Source organism: Paenibacillus sp. GQ49, assembly GCF_059759055.1.
The window spans coordinates 22,304-45,667 of sequence record NZ_JCAXEL010000001.1; the positions used below are offsets into that span (position 1 = coordinate 22,304).

At 46.2% G+C, this 23,364-nt stretch carries 20 protein-coding genes and 1 pseudogene; 3 read left to right on the forward strand and 18 right to left on the reverse strand.

Translation table 11 applies throughout. The annotated features are described in order from the left end of the window. Positions 1-22: 22 nt before the first annotated feature. The 12 genes and pseudogenes from AC6CIF_RS00095 to AC6CIF_RS00150 form a co-directional block, all read right to left on the reverse strand. Positions 23-1,144, reverse strand: a complete 1,122-nt coding sequence (locus AC6CIF_RS00095) for a dimethylarginine dimethylaminohydrolase family protein (RefSeq protein ID WP_498197198.1) — start codon at positions 1,142-1,144, stop codon at positions 23-25. 559 nt (positions 1,145-1,703) lie between these two features. After that, a complete protein-coding gene (locus AC6CIF_RS00100) occupies positions 1,704-2,084 on the reverse strand; it encodes a VOC family protein (protein ID WP_498197200.1) in 381 nt (126 codons plus the stop codon). 40 nt (positions 2,085-2,124) lie between these two features. Continuing rightward, entirely contained in the window at positions 2,125-3,795 is a 1,671-nt protein-coding gene (locus AC6CIF_RS00105) for a helix-turn-helix domain-containing protein (protein ID WP_498197202.1), read from the reverse strand. A gap of 99 nt (positions 3,796-3,894) precedes the next feature. Further along, positions 3,895-4,899, reverse strand: coding sequence for an ABC transporter substrate-binding protein (locus AC6CIF_RS00110; protein ID WP_498197204.1), 1,005 nt, complete (start codon positions 4,897-4,899; stop codon positions 3,895-3,897). A 178-nt stretch (positions 4,900-5,077) separates the two neighbouring features. Continuing rightward, a complete protein-coding gene (locus AC6CIF_RS00115) occupies positions 5,078-5,452 on the reverse strand; it encodes an immunity protein PIM1 family protein (RefSeq protein ID WP_498197206.1) in 375 nt (124 codons plus the stop codon). Positions 5,453-5,474: 22 nt separating this feature from the next. After that, positions 5,475-6,137: a 3'-5' exonuclease gene (locus tag AC6CIF_RS00120; protein ID WP_498197207.1), complete on the reverse strand. Its 663-nt coding sequence runs from the start codon at positions 6,135-6,137 to the stop codon at positions 5,475-5,477. A gap of 61 nt (positions 6,138-6,198) precedes the next feature. Continuing rightward, positions 6,199-6,777 carry a histidine phosphatase family protein gene (locus AC6CIF_RS00125; RefSeq protein ID WP_498197209.1) on the reverse strand — a complete coding sequence of 193 codons (579 nt, stop codon included), beginning with the start codon at positions 6,775-6,777 and terminating at the stop codon, positions 6,199-6,201. After that, complete coding sequence (locus AC6CIF_RS00130; protein ID WP_498197210.1) at positions 6,774-8,996, reverse strand: class I SAM-dependent methyltransferase; 2,223 nt, start codon at positions 8,994-8,996, stop codon at positions 6,774-6,776. Before AC6CIF_RS00130 ends, AC6CIF_RS00125 begins: the two co-directional genes overlap by 4 nt. A gap of 30 nt (positions 8,997-9,026) precedes the next feature. Then, positions 9,027-9,896, reverse strand: coding sequence for an aminoglycoside phosphotransferase family protein (locus AC6CIF_RS00135; protein ID WP_498197212.1), 870 nt, complete (start codon positions 9,894-9,896; stop codon positions 9,027-9,029). Next, positions 9,886-9,990 (reverse strand): annotated as a pseudogene (locus tag AC6CIF_RS00140) (GNAT family N-acetyltransferase); the annotation flags it as partial. The pseudogene AC6CIF_RS00140 and the gene AC6CIF_RS00135, both read right to left, overlap by 11 nt. 8 nt (positions 9,991-9,998) lie before the next feature. Then, on the reverse strand, positions 9,999-10,445 hold the full coding sequence (locus AC6CIF_RS00145) for a RidA family protein (RefSeq protein ID WP_498197213.1): 447 nt from the start codon (positions 10,443-10,445) through the stop codon (positions 9,999-10,001). Continuing rightward, positions 10,442-11,344, reverse strand: a complete 903-nt coding sequence (locus AC6CIF_RS00150) for a helix-turn-helix domain-containing protein (RefSeq protein WP_498197214.1) — start codon at positions 11,342-11,344, stop codon at positions 10,442-10,444. The genes AC6CIF_RS00145 and AC6CIF_RS00150 overlap by 4 nt, the downstream gene beginning before the upstream one ends. A gap of 127 nt (positions 11,345-11,471) precedes the next feature. Here AC6CIF_RS00150 and AC6CIF_RS00155 point away from each other — a divergent pair, with 127 nt between their 5' ends. Both AC6CIF_RS00155 and AC6CIF_RS00160 read left to right on the forward strand, forming a co-directional pair. Beyond that, positions 11,472-12,761 carry a Gfo/Idh/MocA family oxidoreductase gene (locus tag AC6CIF_RS00155; RefSeq protein WP_498197216.1) on the forward strand — a complete coding sequence of 430 codons (1,290 nt, stop codon included), beginning with the start codon at positions 11,472-11,474 and terminating at the stop codon, positions 12,759-12,761. 378 nt (positions 12,762-13,139) lie between these two features. Further along, on the forward strand, positions 13,140-14,795 hold the full coding sequence (locus AC6CIF_RS00160; protein WP_498197218.1) for an MGH1-like glycoside hydrolase domain-containing protein: 1,656 nt from the start codon (positions 13,140-13,142) through the stop codon (positions 14,793-14,795). A 172-nt stretch (positions 14,796-14,967) separates the two neighbouring features. On the opposite strand, the gene AC6CIF_RS00165 is transcribed toward AC6CIF_RS00160, so the two are convergent. Then, positions 14,968-15,312, reverse strand: a complete 345-nt coding sequence (locus AC6CIF_RS00165; RefSeq protein WP_091031464.1) for a hypothetical protein — start codon at positions 15,310-15,312, stop codon at positions 14,968-14,970. A gap of 123 nt (positions 15,313-15,435) precedes the next feature. Between AC6CIF_RS00165 and AC6CIF_RS00170 the strand changes: the two genes are divergently transcribed. Next, a complete protein-coding gene (locus tag AC6CIF_RS00170) occupies positions 15,436-15,858 on the forward strand; it encodes a hypothetical protein (protein WP_076216115.1) in 423 nt (140 codons plus the stop codon). Positions 15,859-16,057: 199 nt separating this feature from the next. Here AC6CIF_RS00170 and AC6CIF_RS00175 read toward each other — a convergent pair whose 3' ends face one another. The 5 genes from AC6CIF_RS00175 to AC6CIF_RS00195 form a co-directional block, all read right to left on the reverse strand. Then, a complete protein-coding gene (locus AC6CIF_RS00175; RefSeq protein WP_498197220.1) occupies positions 16,058-19,231 on the reverse strand; it encodes a bifunctional cytochrome P450/NADPH--P450 reductase in 3,174 nt (1,057 codons plus the stop codon). Positions 19,232-19,529: 298 nt separating this feature from the next. Continuing rightward, positions 19,530-20,084: a glutathione peroxidase gene (locus tag AC6CIF_RS00180; RefSeq protein ID WP_498197221.1), complete on the reverse strand. Its 555-nt coding sequence runs from the start codon at positions 20,082-20,084 to the stop codon at positions 19,530-19,532. A gap of 215 nt (positions 20,085-20,299) precedes the next feature. After that, positions 20,300-21,025 carry a LutC/YkgG family protein gene (locus AC6CIF_RS00185; RefSeq protein ID WP_498197223.1) on the reverse strand — a complete coding sequence of 242 codons (726 nt, stop codon included), beginning with the start codon at positions 21,023-21,025 and terminating at the stop codon, positions 20,300-20,302. Next, on the reverse strand, positions 21,015-22,535 hold the full coding sequence (locus tag AC6CIF_RS00190) for a LutB/LldF family L-lactate oxidation iron-sulfur protein (protein ID WP_498197224.1): 1,521 nt from the start codon (positions 22,533-22,535) through the stop codon (positions 21,015-21,017). Before AC6CIF_RS00190 ends, AC6CIF_RS00185 begins: the two co-directional genes overlap by 11 nt. Continuing rightward, positions 22,532-23,260: a (Fe-S)-binding protein gene (locus AC6CIF_RS00195; protein ID WP_091031478.1), complete on the reverse strand. Its 729-nt coding sequence runs from the start codon at positions 23,258-23,260 to the stop codon at positions 22,532-22,534. The genes AC6CIF_RS00190 and AC6CIF_RS00195 overlap by 4 nt, the downstream gene beginning before the upstream one ends. Positions 23,261-23,364 lie beyond the last annotated feature (104 nt).

The window sequence follows — 23,364 nt, forward strand, 5'->3', positions numbered from 1 at the left end:
CACCTCATACTTGATTTAACTTTTAGCTATCCGTGCGAAGCAATGGCTGTGTACTGCAACGGAAAGCTCCGCCGAAAGAACGAGAAATTTCGTAATCAATATATTCTACTTTGATTCCTCTTTTCTCAAGCTCTTTTCCAATTGTATTTTTGAATGCAATGTCCGTAACATATACTTCGCTACTGATTGGCAATCCATTTACCGCCAAATCTTGAGCATCCTTGTAACTCACTTCGATTTTGTCCCAATTTTTAAGTTCTTCTGGGAGCCCATTGGCTAACGAATCCATGCTAACAATCATTAATCCATCTCTTACAAAACTGATAGCACAATCCAGGTGCAATGTGCCAGGCTCTAGCTTCACCTCAACCACCTTATACCCTGATGGTGTCAAATAGTTTCTGAGCCAATCAATACCGGCTTTGTTTGAAGCTAGACCAGAATTACCGACGAATACAGTCTTTCCATACACGAGAATATCTCCACCTTCAAGGTAAGGACCGGCAGCAGAGTTGATTCCTTTAGAAACGTCTGGTTGTGGGACAGCTACATGCGGAACGTTATTTTGGGCTGCTTCCTTATCCAGAATACTTCTAACAGGTAAAACCTCAAGTCTCCGGTAAGCCGATTTAAATGAACCTTCAATTAGATGATTTCCGATTGTGAAGAATGGATCTCTGACAAAGAAATTAGTTACTCCTTCGCCACCTGTAATGCCATCTTTCACAGCCCCTAGTTGTTTTTCCTTTTCAGTTAAAAGGCGTGGACGTTGAACCTCAACCCCGTATTTTTCAAGAATCTTTTTAAGGTCTTCACGCTCTTTCTCCCACTTTTTCTGTGCCTCTACCGGATCCGTATTCATAGACATGCCTCCTTCAGGCATAGGCATGTCTCCTTCTGGAAAATCATCAAAATTGAAGTGCATAAAAGCTTCAGATTGTGTCAATACAACTCTTTTTAGCGTGGCGAATTCACTCTCTACATATACATTGTTTTTCTCACTTTTTGTAGTCACAGTTCCATTCACTTCCGTAACTCTATTAACTTTAGACACACCAGTCGCCCCTGCCACTGGTAATATGCTAGCTACCAGTACAAGTGATAATGCTGTTGATCCAACCCACTTCAAACTCTTTTTTTTCATATTAATGCCCTCCTAATAATTTGTTTTAATGCTTACAGTTTGAATTATAGAGAGCAATTCTTAACAGTTTATGAAGGCATACTATTTTAATTTAAGCAGATGAGATTCGGATATATTGCTTCTAATGGTACTTATAACTTTCTTAACTAATATTAACAAACAAAAAAGATACTGTGGGTGTTATGCCAATAGCGTCATCTTTGACCGAAGCTTTCGGTTCAAATCTTTAGTGCCACAATTATCCCTCTCCTTCAATCTTCTTCACTCGTGGCATGAACATAGATGAACTTGCACAGCTCTTATTTTATAAGCCCGAGCGCATTACAGACTTTATAGATAAGAAGCGAATCATGCCTTTTAAAATTGCAATATCTATCGCCGACACAATTGAATGTAATGTGAAGACACTGTATGAATTAATTTCAATTGAGCTAATTTGAAGCTGTCTGTTTCAACAATCAAAAAGGATATAGAGTCTTATCTTAACTAAGAAAAGTCCTATATCCTTTAATATTTGTTCCGTGTATATTTAAAATCACATGTTCGTGGAACCATCATCTTAACTAAACTGCCAAGTAATCCCGAATTTATCTGTTAAGCCACCGTATAATTTGGACCAAAAGGTTTCTTGAAGCTCCATGACTACAGTGCCGCCTACTTTAAGTTTATCGAATGCAGCTTTAATTCCATCCATGTCAGCATTAACTAAGGAAAGGCTTATATTATTTCCAGCAATAAATGGCGAACCTTGAAAAACATCAGAGAACATTACATTGCTTCCATCAATATTAAGTCTTAAGAGCATAACTAAATTTTTGGCTTCTTCAGGAAGCGGATAGTCTGGATAAGGAGCATAGCCAGAAACTCTACTACAGGAAGTTATGCTTATAGGAACTGGTGGTTTCAGTGAACATACTGACGGAACGCTAATGACATCCATCTCTACTACAAATTAACATATCTCTCATATATTTCATCATTTAGCCCATATACCGCAGTATATCGTCGATTTTCTTCCCATGAGAGATCACACCGTAGTTCATCCAGCTCATAAAATCCACCTCATACACATTGCCACTCTTCACCGCAGGCAGACATTTCCATTCATCCCTTTCGAGCAGTTCGCGCTCATCTCCAGGTTTGGCCGAGTTTCCAGTGTCAAATGTAATCAACAAGTGATCCGCATGAAGCTGACTTAACAGCTCCAATCCAATGAAAATCCTCCGCTCGTGTCTTGTCCATTGCTGCACACGGGAGTGCGGAGTCAGTCCAAGATCCTGATAAATTACAGGTCCGACGTAGCCCTGCTGATCCCCATAGAGAGTAATATCCGAAGCGGATATGCGTAAAAAAGCTACAGTCTGACCACGCATATAACGTGCTAACCGACTCTTACCTTCCATTGCCTTGTCCTCATACGCACCAATTACATCTTGGACCCGATTCGCCTTTCCCAATACATCGGCTGTCGATCTCAGAATGGAGCGCCAATCTTCTCCCAGATGTTCTACGTAAAACGTAGGTGCTACCTGTTCGAAGCGGTCCAGATTCCATCGATCATATCCCTTGTTCAATATGATAAAGTCCGGTATATTGCCCACATTAAATTGAGCATCCTGCTGGCTTACATCGAATTCGGGTACATCATCCAATCCCAAATAATGCTGTCTCCCCCAAGAATGATGGGAGCATTGCAGTACAGGTTTTACGCCAAGAGCCAACACAAAGTCCTCCAGGTAAGGAGCAAAGACACGAACCTCTTGACGGTGATGACGGCGGTATAACCCAGGTGAAATACCAGCATATTGCTTAAATCGGCGGCCAAAATAATACTCGCTGCTAAATCCCACATTCTGTGCAATTTCATGGATGCGATCATCCGTCAGCTGCAATAGTTGCTTCGAGCGTTCAAGCCGAACCGCATTTACATATTCAAGCGGGAGTTTGCCCGTAATCCTTTTGAATTGCCGAGTGTAGCTGGCTCTGGTAAGACCAATATCTGCCGCGAGCTCATCCACGGTTATCGTCTGATCGTAGTGGTCGCCAATATAACGAATTGAACTTTGAAGACGGGCACGGTCATCGGGTACTTCTGTTTCGGGGGCACTCTGGCGAAGCAAGGCACGGAACCACTCTTGGAAACGAAGCTGTACCTCCCATTGCTCCAGCCAATCGCCAGTGACCTGTTGACGCAGTATTTGTTCCAAGGCTTCCAGACAGGAACTCCACGGAATGTAACTGAGTTGCATAAGCGGTAATAATGTCGGAGAATCCGGACTTTGGGAAAGTTCCTGCTGCTCCTCCGTGTTTCTTCTCGACAAAGCGTTCGAAGTCTCTTCGCTTAACTCAGCCACCATCAGATCAAGCTTATAGTATTGCAATTCACTTCCTGTCCCAGGAGAACCTTCTATTCTGACGGATGTTCCAGCCGGAACAAACATAATCATTCCTTTTTCCAGATGAGATTCCCGATCTGAGCAAACTATTGAACCTTTCCCAGACGTTACAACAAATATAGCGTGTGAAGTCGACATTCTGTATAACAAACGTTTATCGATATGAGATTGATGGTGATCTACGTATTCCATATGCTGAAGTGAGCATAGCCAGGGCTTGGGGATCAGTTGTATTATCGTGGGGCACATGTTCATCTTCCTTAACTGAGAATTATTATCATTTAAAATAGTGTATACGAAAAAAGAAAGCTCTTCAACCCTGGCTGAAGAACTTTCTTTAAGTAATCGATTCAATTATGGAGTCAATTTTTCCAAGAGATCATCAATTTTCATGGAATTTGCTGTAATCGCACCTGATTGCCATTGTGATCTTTCCATGATGTACACCTGATTGTTTTTAACGGCCGAAAGAGATTTCCACAATTTGCTGTCAAGTACCTTCAAGGCTTCCTTGTTCTCAGGAGAAGACCATTCACCATTGGATGGGAACACAATAAGATGATCTGCATCAAGTTGCGGCACGGCCTCTTCAGACAGAATTTCCTGATATTCTTCCATCTTGTTAACCAGAGGATGAGGTGTTAGACCAAGCTCGGAATAAATAAATCCGGTAAATCGATTCTTCACACCGAACAGTGCCAGTGTATCATCGTTAACATTCAGTCGGACAACTGCGACAGTCTCGTCTCCAACCGCTTCCTGCAACTTCGCCTTAGCATCTGCAATCTTGGCCTTAAATGCCGCAGCAACTTCTTCACCCTTGTCCGGTTTCCCTACAACATCGGCAATGGTTTTCAAAATTTGATTCGAATCCTGCAGTACGCTCTCAGGCAGACGATATGTCGGTGCCACCTTGGAGTACATCTCATATTTCTCCATATCTACCCCACCATCTACAATGATGAGATCCGGATCATATTCCAACAAAGCTTCAATACTCCCCGTAGTATCAAATTGAGGAACATCCAGTCCTAAATAATCCTGTACACCCCACATCGGGTTATACCACTGCACTACAGGTGTAATATCGAGCGCCTTCAAATAATCTTCCACATATATTCCAGCAATCCGCTGTGGTTGAACCGGAATCGTCACATCTCCAAATTCATCCTGTACAACTCGTGTCGCAGGCTCTGTCTCGTTTCCAGAAGTATTTTCTCCAGAAGCCGCACTTTCAGTTGCAGTTGCAGGAGTCTGTTCCGCATTCGTAGCGGTATTTGTACTACATCCTGAAACAACCAGACCCATGAGCAGTAATGTAATCGTCCACCCTTTGAAACCTTTAACTAAACCTACCATGTTACCCTTCACCCCTATGTGATCTGTTGATGTAACCGTGAGAATATCTCACATATAATGATTATCATTCTCATCGATTGCTTAGGTGAATTGTACCTTATGCCTCAGCCGACCCACAATGTACATTTGATGCTGTTTTTTTATACAAACGAAAACAACCCTGTTGGTCCTCCCCCGCTTATCGCAGGGGCAACCTGCCTTGACGATAACTTTCCAACAACTGATCCACAAAGAAATCGTTCGCCGTACCCTGTAACAATGCAGCACCAATTAAACCCATATCATCACTCACATACCCCGCTAACTCAGGTTCGCCGGTGAGAGCCAAGGTTTGTTTAAACGCCTGTTCCCTGCATGCGCGCAGCACCTCTTCTTCAGCTACTGCGTTATCTTGAGCCCATCGTACAAAAGCTTGCATCCACTCGTCAGCAAATGCAGAAGCATCCCTTTCATCCAAGTAAATTTCCACATCCAATCCTTCGAATGTCTGCTGGGTCAGAATCCGTCCCTCGTTAAGATCCAACAGTAGCTTCTCCACATCCGTTTTGCTCATTGATCTCTCCTCCAGTTCCTCGTCAAGTCAGATACATCTCTGGTATAACAAAACGTTTCATCATCTGCTTTGGATCGGCTGTAAAATGATCCAATTGAAGTTCCTCATATTCGCTAAGGATACTTTCAAAGATACCAGCGATCACACCACAATCTGCCAAAGCATTGTGCCTGTGAATTCCATCTGTATTCAGATCGTAATACCGAATCAGAAAATCTGTAGAAACGACCTCGTTAACCTCAGGATGAATGTAGGTGAACATCGCTTTTGTATCGAGCACCGGGTTGGTCAACATCGGAAGCCCATACTCATCACAATGCCGCTTCAAGATGGGTAGGTCATACTCATATCCAGCTTGTGTCACAAGAACGTTATCACCAATAAATTTCTGAAATTCCTGAAATGCTTCTACGAACGACGGAGCCTCCAACATTTCCTCATTCGAAATTCCTGTTAATTTCGCCACAGGTTCTGGTATTGGTTTGTTCGCGCGTGTAAGTGAAGAAAATGTTGTCTTGCATTGATGACCTCTTTGGTAATGCATCGCACCAAATTGAGTCACACTCTCCACCACAGGATTAATACCTGTACCTTCGAGATCAAATATGCAGTACATTCTATCCTGTAATGAAGATACGCTTAGATTTTCAATAAAGTATGTATCCGGCAACAACGTAATTTTCATCCGTCCCACTCTCTCCTCTCAACTATCATCCTGGCTAATGCCTGTCTCATATATAACTCCGTCACTCCCACAATCGGGTGACCTGGACCAACTTGCGCGTTCCATCAAACTGCAACTTATAGATATCCGGCATTGTAGTCTTCTCCCAGAAATCATAACCGTAGGAAGAGTCATAATGTTGTAAAATAAGCGTCATTACATCTCCATGGGTTCCGATGACTACCTTGTGACCCGCATGTTTATCCAAAATTTTCTCGATCACCGCTACTGCCCTTGAGCGAGCCTGTTCACCAGACTCTCCTCCAGGATACGCATACGTAGGATCACGGTACAATCGTTGCTTGGCTTCACGAAAATTATGATGCTTCACATCCGAACTCGACAACTGGCGTTCACGCAAATCTTCCTCTGTAACCACAATTCCACCTGACTGATCTGCCAGAATCTGAATCGTATCCACCGCGCGCCTGTAAGGGCTAGAATAGAACAGTTGAATCTGCTCCCCATGGAGCAGACTGGCAACCGTTCCCGCATCTTGATGACCTTGCCCTGTCAGTCCACGCTCGCGTTCCTGTCCTTCAACATATCGAGACTCCGCATGTCTGACAAAATACAAAAACGTACTGGCCCCATTCATCATCCAGCCGCCAACCCTTTTTTCTTCTCAATGACAATCAGGCAGGTACTGTCTGGCAAAGGCGCAGGTTCACCATTTTCCTTCATGAAGATCATTCGTTCTCCAAGTGCTTCCGTGTACCCCTTCTGAAGGAAATGTTCGAAAGTGATAATCTCGGCTTGTTCACCCAGTGCTTCTCGAATACAGTTCTCATAGGCTGTCGGCGTGAATATACCGAACTGTTCCTGAATTTCATGCACATAGGCCTCTTCGCCCCACGTATACGTGTAGAGAAATTCCATCGCATCGTTGATCGGCAATACGGCCTCATTGTCTGAGATCCGCTCATATTGAATTGCACGTCCCTGAAAATCCTCTGCATACCGCTCCAGCCAGCGCATCCCATCCGGTTCCTGGAAACGAATCCGGCGCTTCTGTGCCTCCGGTTCACTCATGATCCCATCCCGAATCAGAATTCTTCCTCCAGGTGACAGCACACGGAATGAACTTCTCAGCGCTGCTACAACCGTATCTGAATTAAATCTTCGACCGTCCAGTTCAATATAGGAATATAATTCATGCAGAATGGATGAAAAAATAACCGTATCTACTGTGCCCGGCTGCACATATTGCTCCAGTTGCAGGGCATCCCCCTTCATAACTTGCCAGCGATGTCCCTCGCGCTGTTTTTTGCGTTCCAACGCTTCAATGACATTGGCTGAGATATCGATACCAATCGGCTCCACTTCCGGTTTTTCCTGCTCAATCAGATCCAGTAGAATCCCTCCACCTGGACCGATATCCAGTACCCGTTTACCAACGATATAGTTGAGCAGTACTTTTTTATAATCACCGGAGCTGTTCATATCGGACAAATACGTCTCTTCGTTGTGGAAACGATCATACGCATCCCGGCGCAATCCGAACAGGTCAAATAACAGCAGTACAGCCTTCTCGTATAATGGTGACTTTTCCGCTTCAATACAGAATGCAATCAGCTTCTCAGCCGCTGGGGAAAATTCGAAGGTCACAAACAGTGTATCGGGCAGATCCGTATGACGTTCAATGCGATGGGTTAGATGGGGATAGACGATCTGCTCCCCTGCCGTAATCTGTTCCCATGTATACTGTTCCAAATATTTTTCAATCATTCGTTTCTTGTAAATATTGAGCTTCTTGACACCCTTGTAGTCGTAATACATCGTATTCATCAATGGTTCGAAGCTAATATGGCGAACGATTTCAGATCGACTCTCCTTGGATGTGGGGTTCATACTTTCGCTGCGAAGCGTCAACAGGAACACCTTTACCATCTCCTGCAACGAAAAATCCTGCATGGCAGACTCCACATACCACAGAGTACGATGAGCCAGCGGAGCCAGCGCCTGTTCTACATCCAGTTCCGTTTGGAGCTTGGCGTAAGCCTTATCCATAGCTTCTCCCTGCCGAATGGATGAACTTCTTAAGCGAGATAACCGTTCCTTCACGCTCCAGTCCTCATGATTCGGTCCAGTGATAATCCAGCCTACAATTCGCTGTACCTCAGCCTGAACCTGATTCCATAACGCTGAATCAACTCCTGCGATAATGCACTCATTTAGTGCCATCAGTATGGTGTGCAACTCATCTGTAGTAAGCCATCCTTTGACGATCAAGGCGTGGAGCGAAGCATTCTCGGCAAATGGAATCTCGCCGCGTATGTATTGACCAATAAGTCCATGCGTAGCAATCAGAGTACGAATAACCTCATGTCTTGGTGTGTGTGAATTCAGCGCATCATGCTCGTTTATATCCGCATTTTTACTTAAGGCATCGCCCGGAGATCCAAGTTGATTTAAACTCGTCTCCCTGCTCTTACCGATGTCATTATCCAGGTGGTCTGCCTCTGCGTATAGATCATATAACTGAGCGGACCCCAAATTATGTACAAACAAGTTAACGCCCTGCTTTTGCCATACCCGCCGCTGCTCCAATGATCCGGCCTTCGCCGTCTCTGACCAGATTAATACGTCCTCCATAATTTCTCGCACCCAAAAAGAAACCTGAAGCTCCTCCAGCACGTGAAGTGTACGCTCTGTGTAGTCCAGCACCGGATTTGTTCCCTCAAGTTCGGCAATGGAATGAATGCGTTCGAGGTTAATATGGGGCTTCTCTGCTGCTGCCAGCAGTTGCAGCCATAATGGCTGGGCTTCCGGCGTGTTTCCTGACTTGTATGATTGTATGGCCTTTAATGAATGCAGCATGAATATGTCCCCTCTCTTTATCTATCCTTTTTATATAATATAGTTAGATTCGTCTAACCGACGGATACGTTCCTGAACAAACTTGAGCAGCTGTTCCACCTCTTGAGCGGGCAAATCCTCGTCAAGACGCGCGGCAGCAACTGGCAGCATCCAGGACTCTATTGCTTCACGTGTAATCCCGGAAAGTTGCATATAATGATGGATATAAAATTCGACCAGCGATTCACGAGCCTTTTCAAAACCCATTCGTATAACTGGCTCTGTATCTTCCGGCAATGTGGCACTCATTAATATTACCCAGCTTCGAGCCACATCACCCGCAGGATCACCGGACATTCCAGTCATCCAATCAATGACCCAGTATTGATCGCCAGCCTCACTGAGCATAACATTATCAGGGTGAAAATCGCCATGACAGATCTGCTTTTGATCAGGCAATGTTGTTAAGTAAGAAAGGACTTGCGCTTGATCGTCCTCCGACAATAATCGAACATTGCGAATCGCTCCCGATAAAATCTGCTTCTGTAAGGGAAGTGTCCCTTCATCATCTCGCTCGTAATGAAGTCTGTAATGGCAGTCAGCCATTTTAAACGCCAGCTGCTCTAGTAACTCCGGTTGCTGAATGATAAGTGATAACAGGGTAATCCCCTGGATTCGCTCAAAAACAATGCCAGCACGCGACGTAGTATATTCTATCAAGGATACTGCCTGTGGGACGGGGAGTCCTTTTTTGTATGCCAACTCACTTATTCTAAATTCATTCTGGACGGCTTCGTGAGGAAAATCCATTCGATATAACTTCATAATGTGCTCGTTCGAATACGCATAGATTTCCGCAGTTCTTCCTTGACCGATTCGCTCCATATCTACCCTCCCTTTACTCGAACTCACTGCCGCCATCCCCCCACTGTGGTGCTCGAATTGTGAGGCGTTCCGTATGGAAGCTCTCGGGTATCGTTAACATGATCGGATTAAATGAAGACGATTCTGGCATCGTTATACCTACTCCTCCACTTGAAAAATAGAATCAATGATCAGCGGCAAATTATCCCTTACGGACACTGCACCGAACACTGAACGAGCGTGTACCCCCTGATCCCCAAATACCTCCATCATCAGATCCGAGAATCCATTCAGCACTTTATGATGCTCCTGATACGAAGCGGACGCATTGATAAAGCCCTGCACTTTAACCACTCTCTTCACCCGATCCAGTGAAACCAGCACGTCTCGAACGACAGCGAGTACCTCCAGTCCGGCATTTCGGGCAAAATCATATCCCTGTTCTGTTGTGAAGTCTGCTCCCAGTTTGCCACGTTCGGAGGTATCCGGTCCTTTCCCGGATACATACATAATTCCATTCACAATAACGGCATTGGCGTATTTCGCTGCGGGGGCACTGGCCTGTGGCAAAATGATCCCCAGTTCATTTAATCTCGCTTCAATCATCGTATATTCTCTCCCTCTTTTATGGTCCTCACGGAACCCGATTCCTTGTATTCCTGCCTATAAACTCTTGGTGATACCTGAACGGTACGTTTGAACATCTTGCCAAAATGAGAGAAGTTACTGAACCCCGCAAGCCAGGCGATGTCTGTAATGGATTCTTCACTTTCTCGCAGTAAACGCTGTGCTTCCTTCACCCGTAACAGATTCAGATAATCACTGAAGGTAAACCCCGTCGTTTGTTTGAACAATCGACTCAGATAATGCGGACTAATGCGAAACATGGCCGCCACCTCCGGTAATGTCAGTGGTTTCTGATAGTTCTCATTCAGGTAACGTACAACTGCCTGTGTCTTGGGATGAAGAACCGGCTCACGATCATCGGAGCTTAACCTGCCCAAGTGTTGATTACGATAGGCATGCAGCAACAATTCAATAGCCCGGTGACGGAGCAACAGGTTGCTTCCAGGTTGAGGACAAAGCATTTCATCCACCATTTCGCTAACCATCCGTTCCAGAACCTCAGTGACTTGAGATGGAAACCTTACAATAGGAATCTCCCAGCAAAAGGGTTCCTTCAAGCCTTCAACTAACTCCCCGGAAATAGCCATGGTTGCAAAAAGCTCAGGCTTCATATAGAGTACCATCCGTTCATGGTCAGGCATGCCACTCTCCAATGTTTTATGAACCGTATTTCGGTCAACAAACACCAGATCACCAGCCTTTACCCGGTAGGTCCGGTCCTTAATGAAATAGATACGCTCACCAGACAACAGGTAATATAACTCATAATGATCATGCAGGTGGTCATCCGTCATCGAGAAATATCCAATGCGACGATCATATTCGATGTGCAGTAAGTCCGAGGGATCATGAAAATCTGCACTGAAAGGTTCTGTCATATCGCCCTCTCTCCTTTTCATAAATTATAGCAAAATATGCGGCATTTGAAAGCGGTTACGCATAAAATGCGGCGAAAGAAGTACTCCCTTGTTATAGTCTAGAGCTATATTCAAGGAGGCGATAGACATGAGTAACAAGAAACGTTATGTTTTAGTCGGAACCGGCGGCCGCGCCGAATTTTTTTATGGTGCTTTGACCCGGGATTACAGGGATACATCCGAGCTTGTCGGCTTTTGTGATATAAATCAAGTCCGTATGAACTACGCGAATCAACTGTTGAGGGAAAAGTACGAGTATCCTGAGGTACCCACTTATCCTGCAGATCAGTTTGATCAGATGATTGAGAACGAGAAGCCTGACTATGTCATCATAACGAGTGTTGACCGCACCCATCACAAGTACATCATTCGTGCGATGGAACTTGGTTGTGACGTTGTCACCGAAAAACCGATGACCATCGATGAGGAGAAATGTCAGGAGATTCTGGATGCTGTCAAGCGGACTGGCCAGAACGTAAGAGTCACCTTTAACTACCGTTATGCACCGCACCATACTAAGATTCGGGAACTTATTCTGAATGATACCATCGGGAAAGTTACTGCCGTTCACTTTGAATGGCTGCTGAATACCCGCCACGGGGCAGATTATTTCCGCCGTTGGCATCGGGACAAGCGTAATAGCGGCGGATTACTCGTGCACAAATCCACCCATCACTTCGATTTGGTGAATTTCTGGATTGGCTCGCAACCGGATACCGTGTTTGCATTTGGTGATCTGATGTATTACGGCAGAGAAAACGCAGAAGAACGCGGTGTAACGCAATTCTACAACCGGGCAACCGGCAACCCGATCGCAAAGGATGACCCTTTTGCACTGCATTTGGATTCAGACGCACATATGAAGTCCATGTATCTGGATGCCGAATCGGAAGATGGTTACCAGCGCGATCAGAGTGTATTTGGGGATGGCATCAACATTGAGGATACAATGGGTGTTCTTGTGAAGTATCGGAACAAAGCCATTCTGACCTACTCCCTCGTTGCCTACCAGCCATGGGAGGGTTATCGCATTGCCATTAATGGCACCAAAGGCCGGATTGAAATGAACATTGTGGAGCAATCCTATGTCAATTCATTGGGTGACAAAAGTAAAGAAGGTGCTTTAATCGGTAAAACGTTGCGGGTTCTTCCAATGTTTGATGCGCCATATGAGGTTGAAGTGGAAGAGAAAGCAGGTGGACATGGCGGAGGTGACCCGGTTCTGCTGAATGATCTGTTTGGAGAGCCTGTTGAAGATCCGTTCCATCGCGCTGCTAACCACGTGGACGGTGCCAGATCCATTCTGACTGGGATTGCTGCCAATCGCGCCATCGCGACAGGCTTGCCTGTCAACGTCAATAATCTGGTTCGTTTCTAAGTCTCCCAGGTCTGCACTATATAAGTTGAACTAAACATTTACACGAAACGGAGAGGACAGAAAGGACCTGAAGAAGCGGAGCGTTCGCCTTTATCCCCGGATTTCCCCTTTATAAAAGGAATCAAAAAAATCTGGGGATAACAGCGATCGGAAGGTTGTTCTGTCATCGGAGTGTGCAGTGTAAATATTCTTTAGTTCAATTTATATAGATTATTAATTTCATTTAAAGGCTGCGCATATCACGCAGTCTTTTTTTATATTTCTATAATTAATACTGCACGCAAGCTGACTCGGTAAGAACCTTGTCTCCGACTTCTATAACGGGACCGTTCGTATCTTTGAATCGAATCAATAAGCAGACACTGTGAGGAGGAACATATGACAGAAGAGATACTGGATCGGCTGCGCAACATTTCGATGATGGATCAAGTTCAGCCAGTTAAACCGGAAGATCAGCAGTTATTACAAGAATGGCATGCGTCGGGTATCCGGTTTGCGGCATCGGGCGGACAACTGGAAGCTACGTATTATGCAGCAGTAGAGAAATTGCTTGCTTGCATCCTGCCCATGGGAGACAGTAATCCTATTTTACAAGAAGGTGGCATCTATCTGGGATGTTGGTTAGAGAGTACAGGTACCATCAATGCGGAGCTGCTGTCTCGCCTGCTTCCTTCCGTGTCCGAAACAACGTACCTCGCATTTGCCAAGCAGCAAAGAGCAGATGGATTGCTCCCGTATAAACTCACGGCAAACGGACCCTCTTTCCGGCAAATCCAGTTGGTCACTCCGCTGGCACGCAGTGTATGGAACCACTATCAGCTTCATAGCAATCATGGCAAGCAGTCGCCTTTCCTGAACACGATGTATAAGGCTATGGTTCGTTACGATGAGTGGATTGCACGCAACCGTAATACCCGAGGAACCGGCTGTGTAGAGGCCTTCAGTACGTTTGACACCGGACATGACTTATCCCCGCGTTTCTGGCATGTTCCGGATACACCTTATATGAATGATGCTTCTGCCTATCACCCGGATTCTCCGATTCTGCCTTTTCTGGCACCAGATCTGACTGCCAATATCTATTGTCAGCGCATGTATCTGTCCCGTATGGCGGAAGAACTGGGAGAATCGGGAACGGATTGGAAAGCAAAAGCCGAGTCCAGTCTGGAAAGTCTCTTCCGTTATTGTTACGACGAACAGGATAGGTTCTTCTATGATCGGGACCGTAATGACGAATTGGTCAGAGTCCAATCCGATGTGCTGCTCCGCGTGATGGCATGCGAGGTGGGCGACCGTGAATTGTTCGATAACCTACTGCGTCGGTACCTGTTGAATACAAGCAAGTTTTTCGCTAAATACCCGTTTACATCGATTTCAATGGATGATCCCAGATTTGATCCCTTTTCCTCCTATAACAGCTGGGGAGGGGCATCCAATTTTCTGAGTCTGATTCGGGCACCACACGCATTCGAGTATCATCATCGATATGTAGAACTGACTTGGGTAATGCAGCCTATCTTGTCCGCTCTATCCAAAGATAAGCGATTTGGTCAGGTACTAAGCCCGTGGACCGGAGAACAAGGTTTTACCGAGACTTACTCCCCCTCTATCCTCTGTCTCCTTGATTATGTGGAGCGATTATGCGGAATTATGCCTGTTGGATCGAATGAGCTCTGGTTTACCGGACTGCTCCCCATCGACATGGATCATGGTGAGATCGTGTCTGGCAATACGGCTTATAGCCGAAAAGTCAACGGAGTAGGATATGAATTGGTCAACACGCCTGATCGCATGACGGTATATCTGGACGGCAAGGTTCATCTGGATGGCCCGTCAGGGATTCGACTGGTGACGGATCATAGTGGACATCTGGAAGGCATCATTGGAATGAGCGTCCGCACCGTCGAGGGGGAACTTTTCTATCAAGGAGAGTGCATCCCGATTCGGATCAAAGGAAATGAAATGCAGCGTTACGCCGATGGAAATTTGAAAACTGAACGCGATATTGGCATCATCCATCCTACGTATCGATAATTGTTTGTATACAAAAAGCGCAAGTTGCAGAGGTTTACTGCCCCTGCACTTGCGCTTTTCCCTTTTGCGCGTTTATATTTCTTTATTTCTTATTCATAAGGACACAAGATAGAAATTGACTACCACTGCGGAAATCATTCTCTCTCTGGTTACAGAGGAGATGAGTTTCGCCTTACACCTTCCGGTTCCACGCCGGGTGACGATAAAATTCAATCGTATCAATATAATTTACCGTGAACTGCTGTTCCACATCCGATAAGTTCAACAGCTTGCGGTCGATTTGCTTCATCCCCATGACCACATCGTGCCTTAGCAGGTCCATCGCAATTTTGCCTACAAACCCGCCTTCCATCTCTTTATGTTTGGCACGGAACTCTTCATTGTAGATCAGTTCAGGCGTGAACGCCGCTTCAACGAATGCATTAACAAGCGTAAGCTCATTGCCATCCATCTGTACTGCCAGATAATAATTGCCACGCTCATCCTTAATGAGGTCTTTATACATTTCTACGATCATGTGAATCACTCCTCTATTATAAAAGAAACCCCGTTAGACTTAACGAACATGGGCTATCAAACGTACACCTTCCGACCCCGTGCCTTCATATACTAGGTACAAATGGCGAACGGAGGAATACTTATGAGCTGGCAGCATCTCCATACCGGAAAAACACTTCAGCAGCGCCTGGCAGAACTCCAGGGGCACCTTGCAGAACTGAATACTCCACTCTCCGGGTTGGAACCGGGACGTATTCGTCGTGTCTATCCAAGGCAGTTTATCAAAGTAAACCGTCAGTTATTCATTCCTCTCAGTCTGAATTCCATTCGGGTATTTGATATTCCTCGAACACGGCGAGGCGTCAGAGTGGGAATCCGCACGACTTTCCCTTCCAAGAATGCATTTAACAATATCAGACTTGTGGGCGTGGGACTGGATTATCTTGAACTCCAGGGAAAAGGCAGAGTCCCTTCCCGTATATTATTTCCTCTCTCCAGCGTCGAGTCGATCTATCGGCCAACCACCGGAAGAAAAAACCTGAAACGGCCTTGTAGGCGGAAGTAAAGCTGGTTCTTTTCGCAATCCATGCAATGGTTCCCAAATGTCTGCATACGGGTGCTCCCTTCCAATATATAATTATAACCCATGCAACCACTTATCTGCTGAAGAATCATTTTATGTCAAAAAGCGGTGAGAACAGAACTGCTTCTGTATCTCACCGCTCAGCCAGTTACGGATCAAGCTGACCCTTCACATGTGTATATCAGATGCCTGTCCATACATCCTTGGCATAACGACCTTCCTGCTGAAGCTGATTAAGCCAATCTTCTGCTTCCTTCGCGGACTTGCCATGAATATCAGCGTATGCCTGCTGGAGTGTAGCTTCCACATCAGGTGCCATCTTGCTACCATCACCGCAGATATACAGATGCGCACCCTCTTCAAACAAAGGAATCAGATGACGGGCATCGTCTCTCATCAGATGCTGTACATAACATTTCTCCTCCCCGTCTACACGGGAGAAGGCCGTATGAAGTTTCACAAGCCCTTCTTGCTGGGCTGCTTCCAATTCATTTTTGTACAAATAATCATGCTCGGGATTCCGGCATCCAAAGTACAGATGGGCTTCGCCAACCTCTTGACCTTGTTCCTTCAATACATGCCTTGCCTGCAAGAAACCTCGGAATGGAGCAACACCTGTACCAGGCCCTACCATGATAACGGGAACCTGTGCATCCTCCGGCAATTGGAACCCGGATTCCGGTGTCCGCGTGAACATGACGATCTCGTCACCCGACTTCAGGTTAGCCAGATAGTTGGACGCAATACCTTTGTATTCTCCCTGTCCACTCCATGCCGGGGCGCTCACAACACTGACCGTAATACTCGCTTGATCGGGCTGAACACGCGGTGAGCTGGAGATCGAATAATATCTGGCTTTTAATGAAGGCAGTAATTCAAGGAAGCGCTCAAACGGCAGTTCACATGCTTCATATTTCACCAGATAATCCAGCATGGAGATTCGTTTGTTCCGCACTTCGTCCATATACACAGATTCATCAAGCAGCGCTTCAAGTTCTTTCTTATGCGGTGGACATACGGTGTATGCTGCCATTTCTCTCAACTGCGCACGCGTTGCAGCTTCCTGAAGCTCAACGCTATGACTGAGCAGATCATACAGGTTCACCGGTTGATGCAGCGGCAGATGCGCGGCACTGCGACCGGATGCATCCAGAACGAGATGCTCCGTTCCGGTGAATCCATAACGACGCAATACACGTTCCACAAGTTCCGGTGGATTCTGCGGCAGAATGCCCAGGTGATCCCCTTCCTTGTAGGTTATGCCTTCAGGCAATTTGATCTCCAGGTGACGTGTGCTTCGTTCACTGCCCGCGTCGTGAAGCTCCCTGTTCTCAAGTACTTCTGCCACATGAGCATCATACGTATCCGCAAGCGGTGTTACGGCGAGTCCACTGACAAACTGTACAGACAGTGAGCTGCGTTCGCTATTGGAGCTTGTGTTTAGCTTCAGTCCCATCGTTCGTGCGAGATCCGGCCATAATTGCTCTGTCCAATCACCCACCTGTTTCTCAAAATCTCCGCTAGCATCTGACTCACCCAGCGGTGATAACCGCTCTGCTCCTCTGGAAGATAACTGTTCATCTATTAAACGAGGAATACGCTGATAGGTGCTGGCCCAGTTGTGGTCACCACATCCAAGAACGGCGAAACGCACACCTTTGAATTCATTGGCATCCGCATGTTCAATCCACTCGACAAACATCTTGGCATTACTTGGCGGCTGACCGTTATAGGATGCACTGACAATAATGACGGCACCCTCCTTTGGCAGTTTGCCAACACGATCATCCAACGCAGCGACCTCACTCCGGAAACCCTGATATCTGGCGGTATCCGCAATTTCACGTGCAATGCCTTCAGCTGTACCCAGATTGGAACCGTACAGAACAAGCATCGGTGTGTGGTGGGCATTGGCTGCATCCGGCTCCGTTCTTTTGGCAACCGGCTTTGGTTCTTCGACCGCTACACCCGGAACAGCCATGACTGGCTGCCCGCCACGCGCACGTACACGAATTGTGAAGTTATCCGGTTTAAGCGTCAGCGTTTCTTTCACTTTTAACTGATAATCCGAATGATCTATGAAGTCAAAATGCTTCAACACCATGCCCAGTACCAGCGTTGCTTCCTGAAGTGCAAACTGCTGACCAATGCAGGCCCGTTGACCATTACCAAAAGGTTTATAGGCATCATGCGGCACTTTGCTCGGATCTTCAAACCGTTCCGGGCGGAATTCCTCTACGTCGTCTCCCCATGCTTCGCGGTCACGATGCAGCTTGGGAATAAGTACACTGACGCTGTCTCCTTTTTGCAAAGGATATTGACCCGCAAGTACCGTGTCCTCTTTTGCATACAGGGAAAATGCCGGGGCCGTTGGCCATAACCGCAATGCTTCGTTCAAAACCATGCGAACGTACTTCAGATTGCGAACCTGGTTGTACGTGGGAACCGGATCTTTCAGAATCTGATCCACTTCTGCTTGGGCCTTAGCCAGCGTATCCGGATTCTTCATCAGATAATAAACGGCGAAGGATAACAGTCCACTTGTGGTCTCATGTCCAGCGATCAGGAATGTAATAATCTGATAACGGATGTTCTCATCATCCAGCGTTTCTCCTGTCTCCGGGTCCTTGCCGCTGAGCATGTGGGACAACAGATCATCTGCGCCTTCCTGCGGTTTCTCTTTACGCTCGGCAATAATGTGATCCACCAAGGAGAACATGGAACGGATATCCTGTTCAAACTGTTTCTTTTTGGTGATCATCAGCTTGTCTTGCAGACGCAGTCGCTGCAATGAACTCATGGATTCATCCAGCGCACGAACCATACTCGTAATGAATGGATGTGGTTCTTCCCGATAGAAGCTGTTAAACCGATAGTTGAACCCACACAGGCCAATCGTGTCGAGCGTAAGACGTGTCATATCATCCGGAACGTTAACCGTCTCATCCGGGTTCAACCGTGACCATTTCTGAACCAGCTGCACAGCCAGATCAATCATTTTGTTGTGATATCCCTGCATCGCACGTTGACTGAAACTTGGCAGCAGTACGTTATGGGCTTTTTTCCAATTCGGCTCCTCGGTCCAACTCGTAAAGAGTCCATCTCCTGCAAAAGCACGAACCTTCGCAAGAGGTGCCCACACACGTTTGTCGAATTTGGATTCATCCGTTACCTCGGCGACCAGTTTGTGACCTGAAATATACAATTCACTTCGCCCAGGGTACTCCATTCGAAAGATCGGCCCATATTCCTCAGCAAGTTTCACCAAAGATTGCACCGGCTCTTCAAAGTTCAATTGCGGCAAATTGCCCAGTGGGCCAAATGTCTTCGGTTGAGGCACTGAAATTGGTGGCATGACGCTCACTCCTTCTTCCCAAGTTAAGAGTTCTACAACTAAAAATAATGACTTGATTTACAGACGCGATTACACTTACTCTTCAGATCAACAGATTCAAGTTATTTTTTGCACATTTTCATATTTCATCCAGATAACGATAAAACCATCAAAGAACCAACTGACCGAAATGGTATATTGGTCATTTTTGATTAAAAAAAATGGAGCCCTTCGTTATCTTCTTTTACCCTAACATTTCCAGTTCTAATCTTCAACAGTCCCAAAGTCATAGGACCTCAGGACAGGGATTACGGTATACTTATGATTTCTTCAACAGAATCTGAATAGCCGACTCCATCTCTAATGGAGCAACTGTCGTTTCATAACGGCCATGGACGTTCCCACTGCGGTCAATCAGGAATTTGGTGAAATTCCATTTGATGCCGTCACCTTGATACAATTCTGGATGCTTCTCCTTCACAAAGGTGTCCATCCACTGACCTTCCTGCGTGTCCAGATCATAACCTTCAAACGGCGCTTCTTCAATCAGATAACGGAACAACGGATGCATGGATTGCCCAACGACCTCAACCTTCTCGAGGATCGGAAAGGATATCTGAAACTGACTCCTACAATACTCGGCAATCTCAACGCTACTGCCAGGTTCTTTCTCGTTAAACTGGTTGCATGGGAACGCCAGAATCTCCAGCCCCTGATCACCATATTTCTCATACATTTGCTGAAGTTCACTGAACTGGCGGGAGTAGCTACACCGACTTGCTGTATTCACAATGAGCAGAACCTTCCCTTTTAAAGAAGAAAAATCACCGTTGTGTCCATCCATAAACGGATCTTGGTAAGAAAATATACTCATCTGTATTCATCCTCCTCTTTCTCTTCTGTATCTCATATGAATTCTCTCTTGAGATGGATTATACACCTCCATTATTAATAGGTGAAATATATAATTAATATAATTTTAATAGTTTTTAACTATAGTAGACAAAATAAAAAACTGCCCTCAGCAGTCAAATACTGCATCTTGGACAGTTATCAAAATCATAATGTGCCATCACACTCAGCACACCTTTAACCCATAATTAAACCATATACAATGCCTGGTCCGTGTACCCCAATGGTTAAATCATTTTCAATATCGGAAGATCGGCTTGGCCCCGAAATAAAGTGAATGCCTGCTGGAAGATTTTCTCTTCCCGCTTCATCAAATCGATCCAGCGTCTCACCCAGTCTGGTGTACAGTCGATCTACTGGAATAATGATGATGAGTACCGTAGGCAGCAGACTGACTGAACGACCTTTTTCCGGTGAAGAAAGCACAGTGACCGAGCCTGTGTATGCAGTCGCATAATCCGCCATGACCACACCGATATCCGCCTCAGCTGCCCGGGCCTTCCAGTTCTCATCCGCTTGACTATTCCACACTGAGATCTGTACATCCGGTAACTGCTCTTCCAATCCGAGATCCTGTAACGCCTGTTCATTCTGCCGAATGATATATCTGGCACTCAGTTCATGAGATTTGCTCGCAATAAATTGAGATACTTCTTCCATGTTCTGAACCCGGGCAATGTGGGCGCCTACACTCACAAAGTTATCCGTAAATGCTTGAATACGCTTCGCTTCATCCCATTCCAATTCAGTCCAAAAGTCGGGTGCTCCCCGAAAGGGTTGGGTCGGCGCATGGCGTTGCCTTGGTCTTCTCAATTTCGAAGCAATGTCATTCATGAACTGCTCCTGTTTCTCCATGGACTTCTTCTCCAATTGTGCAAGCCATTGCTGATGTTCAGTGACCATGCTTAGTACCCTCCCCTTCTTCTCGTTCACGAATAATCTGCTCCATACGGCTGCGAACGGAAGAATCCATGGTTGGTTGCTCCTGGTTCAGTTCCTGATCCAGCTTGTTCCATTGTTGCCGGAAGGATTTCTTGGCGAGGCTTGGCGCAACCCGATACTTGTTCCAGCCTTTGAGTGGACCCAGCTTGAGAGAAATGCCGTTGTTGCGTACAACTGCCTTCTGCCCGATCTGTCCGAGACGTATGGCGGCACTGAAGCGTTTGGAATTGGATACAACAGCGGCAAATCCCTTCATGCCCATGCTTTCCATTTTGTTTCCATGGCCGTCTTCCACTTTACGCCTACGTAGATAAACGAGCATATCATGTAATGGAATTTTAACTGGACATGCTTCATAACAGGCTCCGCACAGACTCGAAGCACCCGCAATATCGTTCCATTCATCAATGTTGCCATTGAGTGCAGGTGTCAGCACCGCGCCAATCGGACCACTGTATGTTCCGCCATAGGCATGACCTCCAATATGGCGATATACCGGGCAAGCATTCAGACAAGCACCGCAGCGAATACAATTCAGCAACTCCTGGAATTCAGGATCACCGAGCTGAAGGGATCGACCGTTGTCCACGATAATAATGTGCATTTCATCTGGCCCATCCGCATCCGCTGTACGGCGAGGACCTGTGATGCCTGACATGTACATCGTTAGTTTCTGACCTGTTGCAGAACGCGGCAACAAGGTTGCCATGACCTCCAGATCCGTCCACGACGGGATGATCCGCTCCATGCCCATCAGTGTAATCTGCGTTTTTGGAACAGTGGATACCATACGGGCATTACCTTCATTTTCGAACAAAACCATGGAACCTGTCTCTGCAATCGCAAAATTGCAGCCGGTCATGCCGATATCCGCTTCGAGGAACTTCTCGCGCAGCTTTTTGCGAACAAATCCGGCAAGTACCGTTGTGTCCGGCTCCAGAATTTCACCCGCTTCCTTCGATAACAACTCTGCAATCTGATAGCGGTTCTTATGGATGGCTGGAATGACAATATGAGATGGGGCTTCACCTGCCAACTGTATGATGTATTCACCCAAATCAGTCTCAATGGCTTCAATGCCCGCCGACTCCAACACATGATTCAGATGCACTTCCTCCGACACCATCGATTTAGACTTCACCACCGTAGAAGCTTGTTTGTGCGCCGCAATATCCAGCGCAATCGCCGCTGCTTCCACCGATGTATCTGCAAAATGAATATGAACCCCGTTTGCACGGGCGTTATTCACAAATTCATTCAGATAATAATCCAGATACGCAATCGTATGCAGACGAATCTGACGGCCACGTTCCCGCCATTCATCCCAATTTCCATGTTCTTCTGAGGCAGATTTCTTCCCGTTACGCAATCGTTCTGTCGTGAATTTGACCGCTTTACGCAGAAAATCATCATTTAAGGCCAGTCCGGCACGTTCTTTGACCGTAGTATCCATAACTCCCGGTTGGCTCATCCTGTTCGCACCCCCTCATACAGTAGTTCCGCCAGATGCATCACACGCACCGGTTCATTCCGATAACGCAGATTACCTGCTATATTCATCAGACAGGCCATGTCCAGACCAACCAGCACTTCAGCTTGTGTCTCTTTGACATGATCAACTTTCTCCGTCACCATCGCTCCTGAAATATCGGACATTTTGATGGCAAACGTACCCCCGAACCCGCAGCAATCCTCAGCGAATGGAAGTGGAACCAATTCCAGACCTTTTACTTGAGAGAGCAGCGCCATCGGCTCATCCTTTACACCAAGCAGACGGCTGCCGTGGCAGGATGGATGATAGGTTACTTTGTGCGGAAAATGTGCGCCCAGATCGGTTATCCCGAGTACCTGAACAAGGAATTGAGTAAACTCATAGGCTTTGGCTTCCAATCGTTTTGCCTTTTCCAGCCACACCGGTTCATCCGCGAACAGTTCCGGATAATGATGAATCATATACGTACACGATCCGGATGGACAGACTACAAAATCACTGTCGTCAAACGCTTCAAGAATCGTCTTGGCCGCTACCCGAGTCTCATCCCAGTACCCGCTATTGTAGGAAGGCTGACCGCAGCAGGTCTGAATCGGCGGAAAATCCAGCCGAACGCCATGAGCGGCGAGCAATCTGACCATGGCTTCCCCCACTCGGGGATAGATGGCATCGCTGAGGCAGGTAATGAATAAGGAGACCTTCATAATTACACGCTCCTATTAACTGATTAGTAGATAAATTGACTAAGAATATTTACAATGAACACTCCGTTTCGTGTAAATGTTTAGTTCAATTTATATAGATAAAA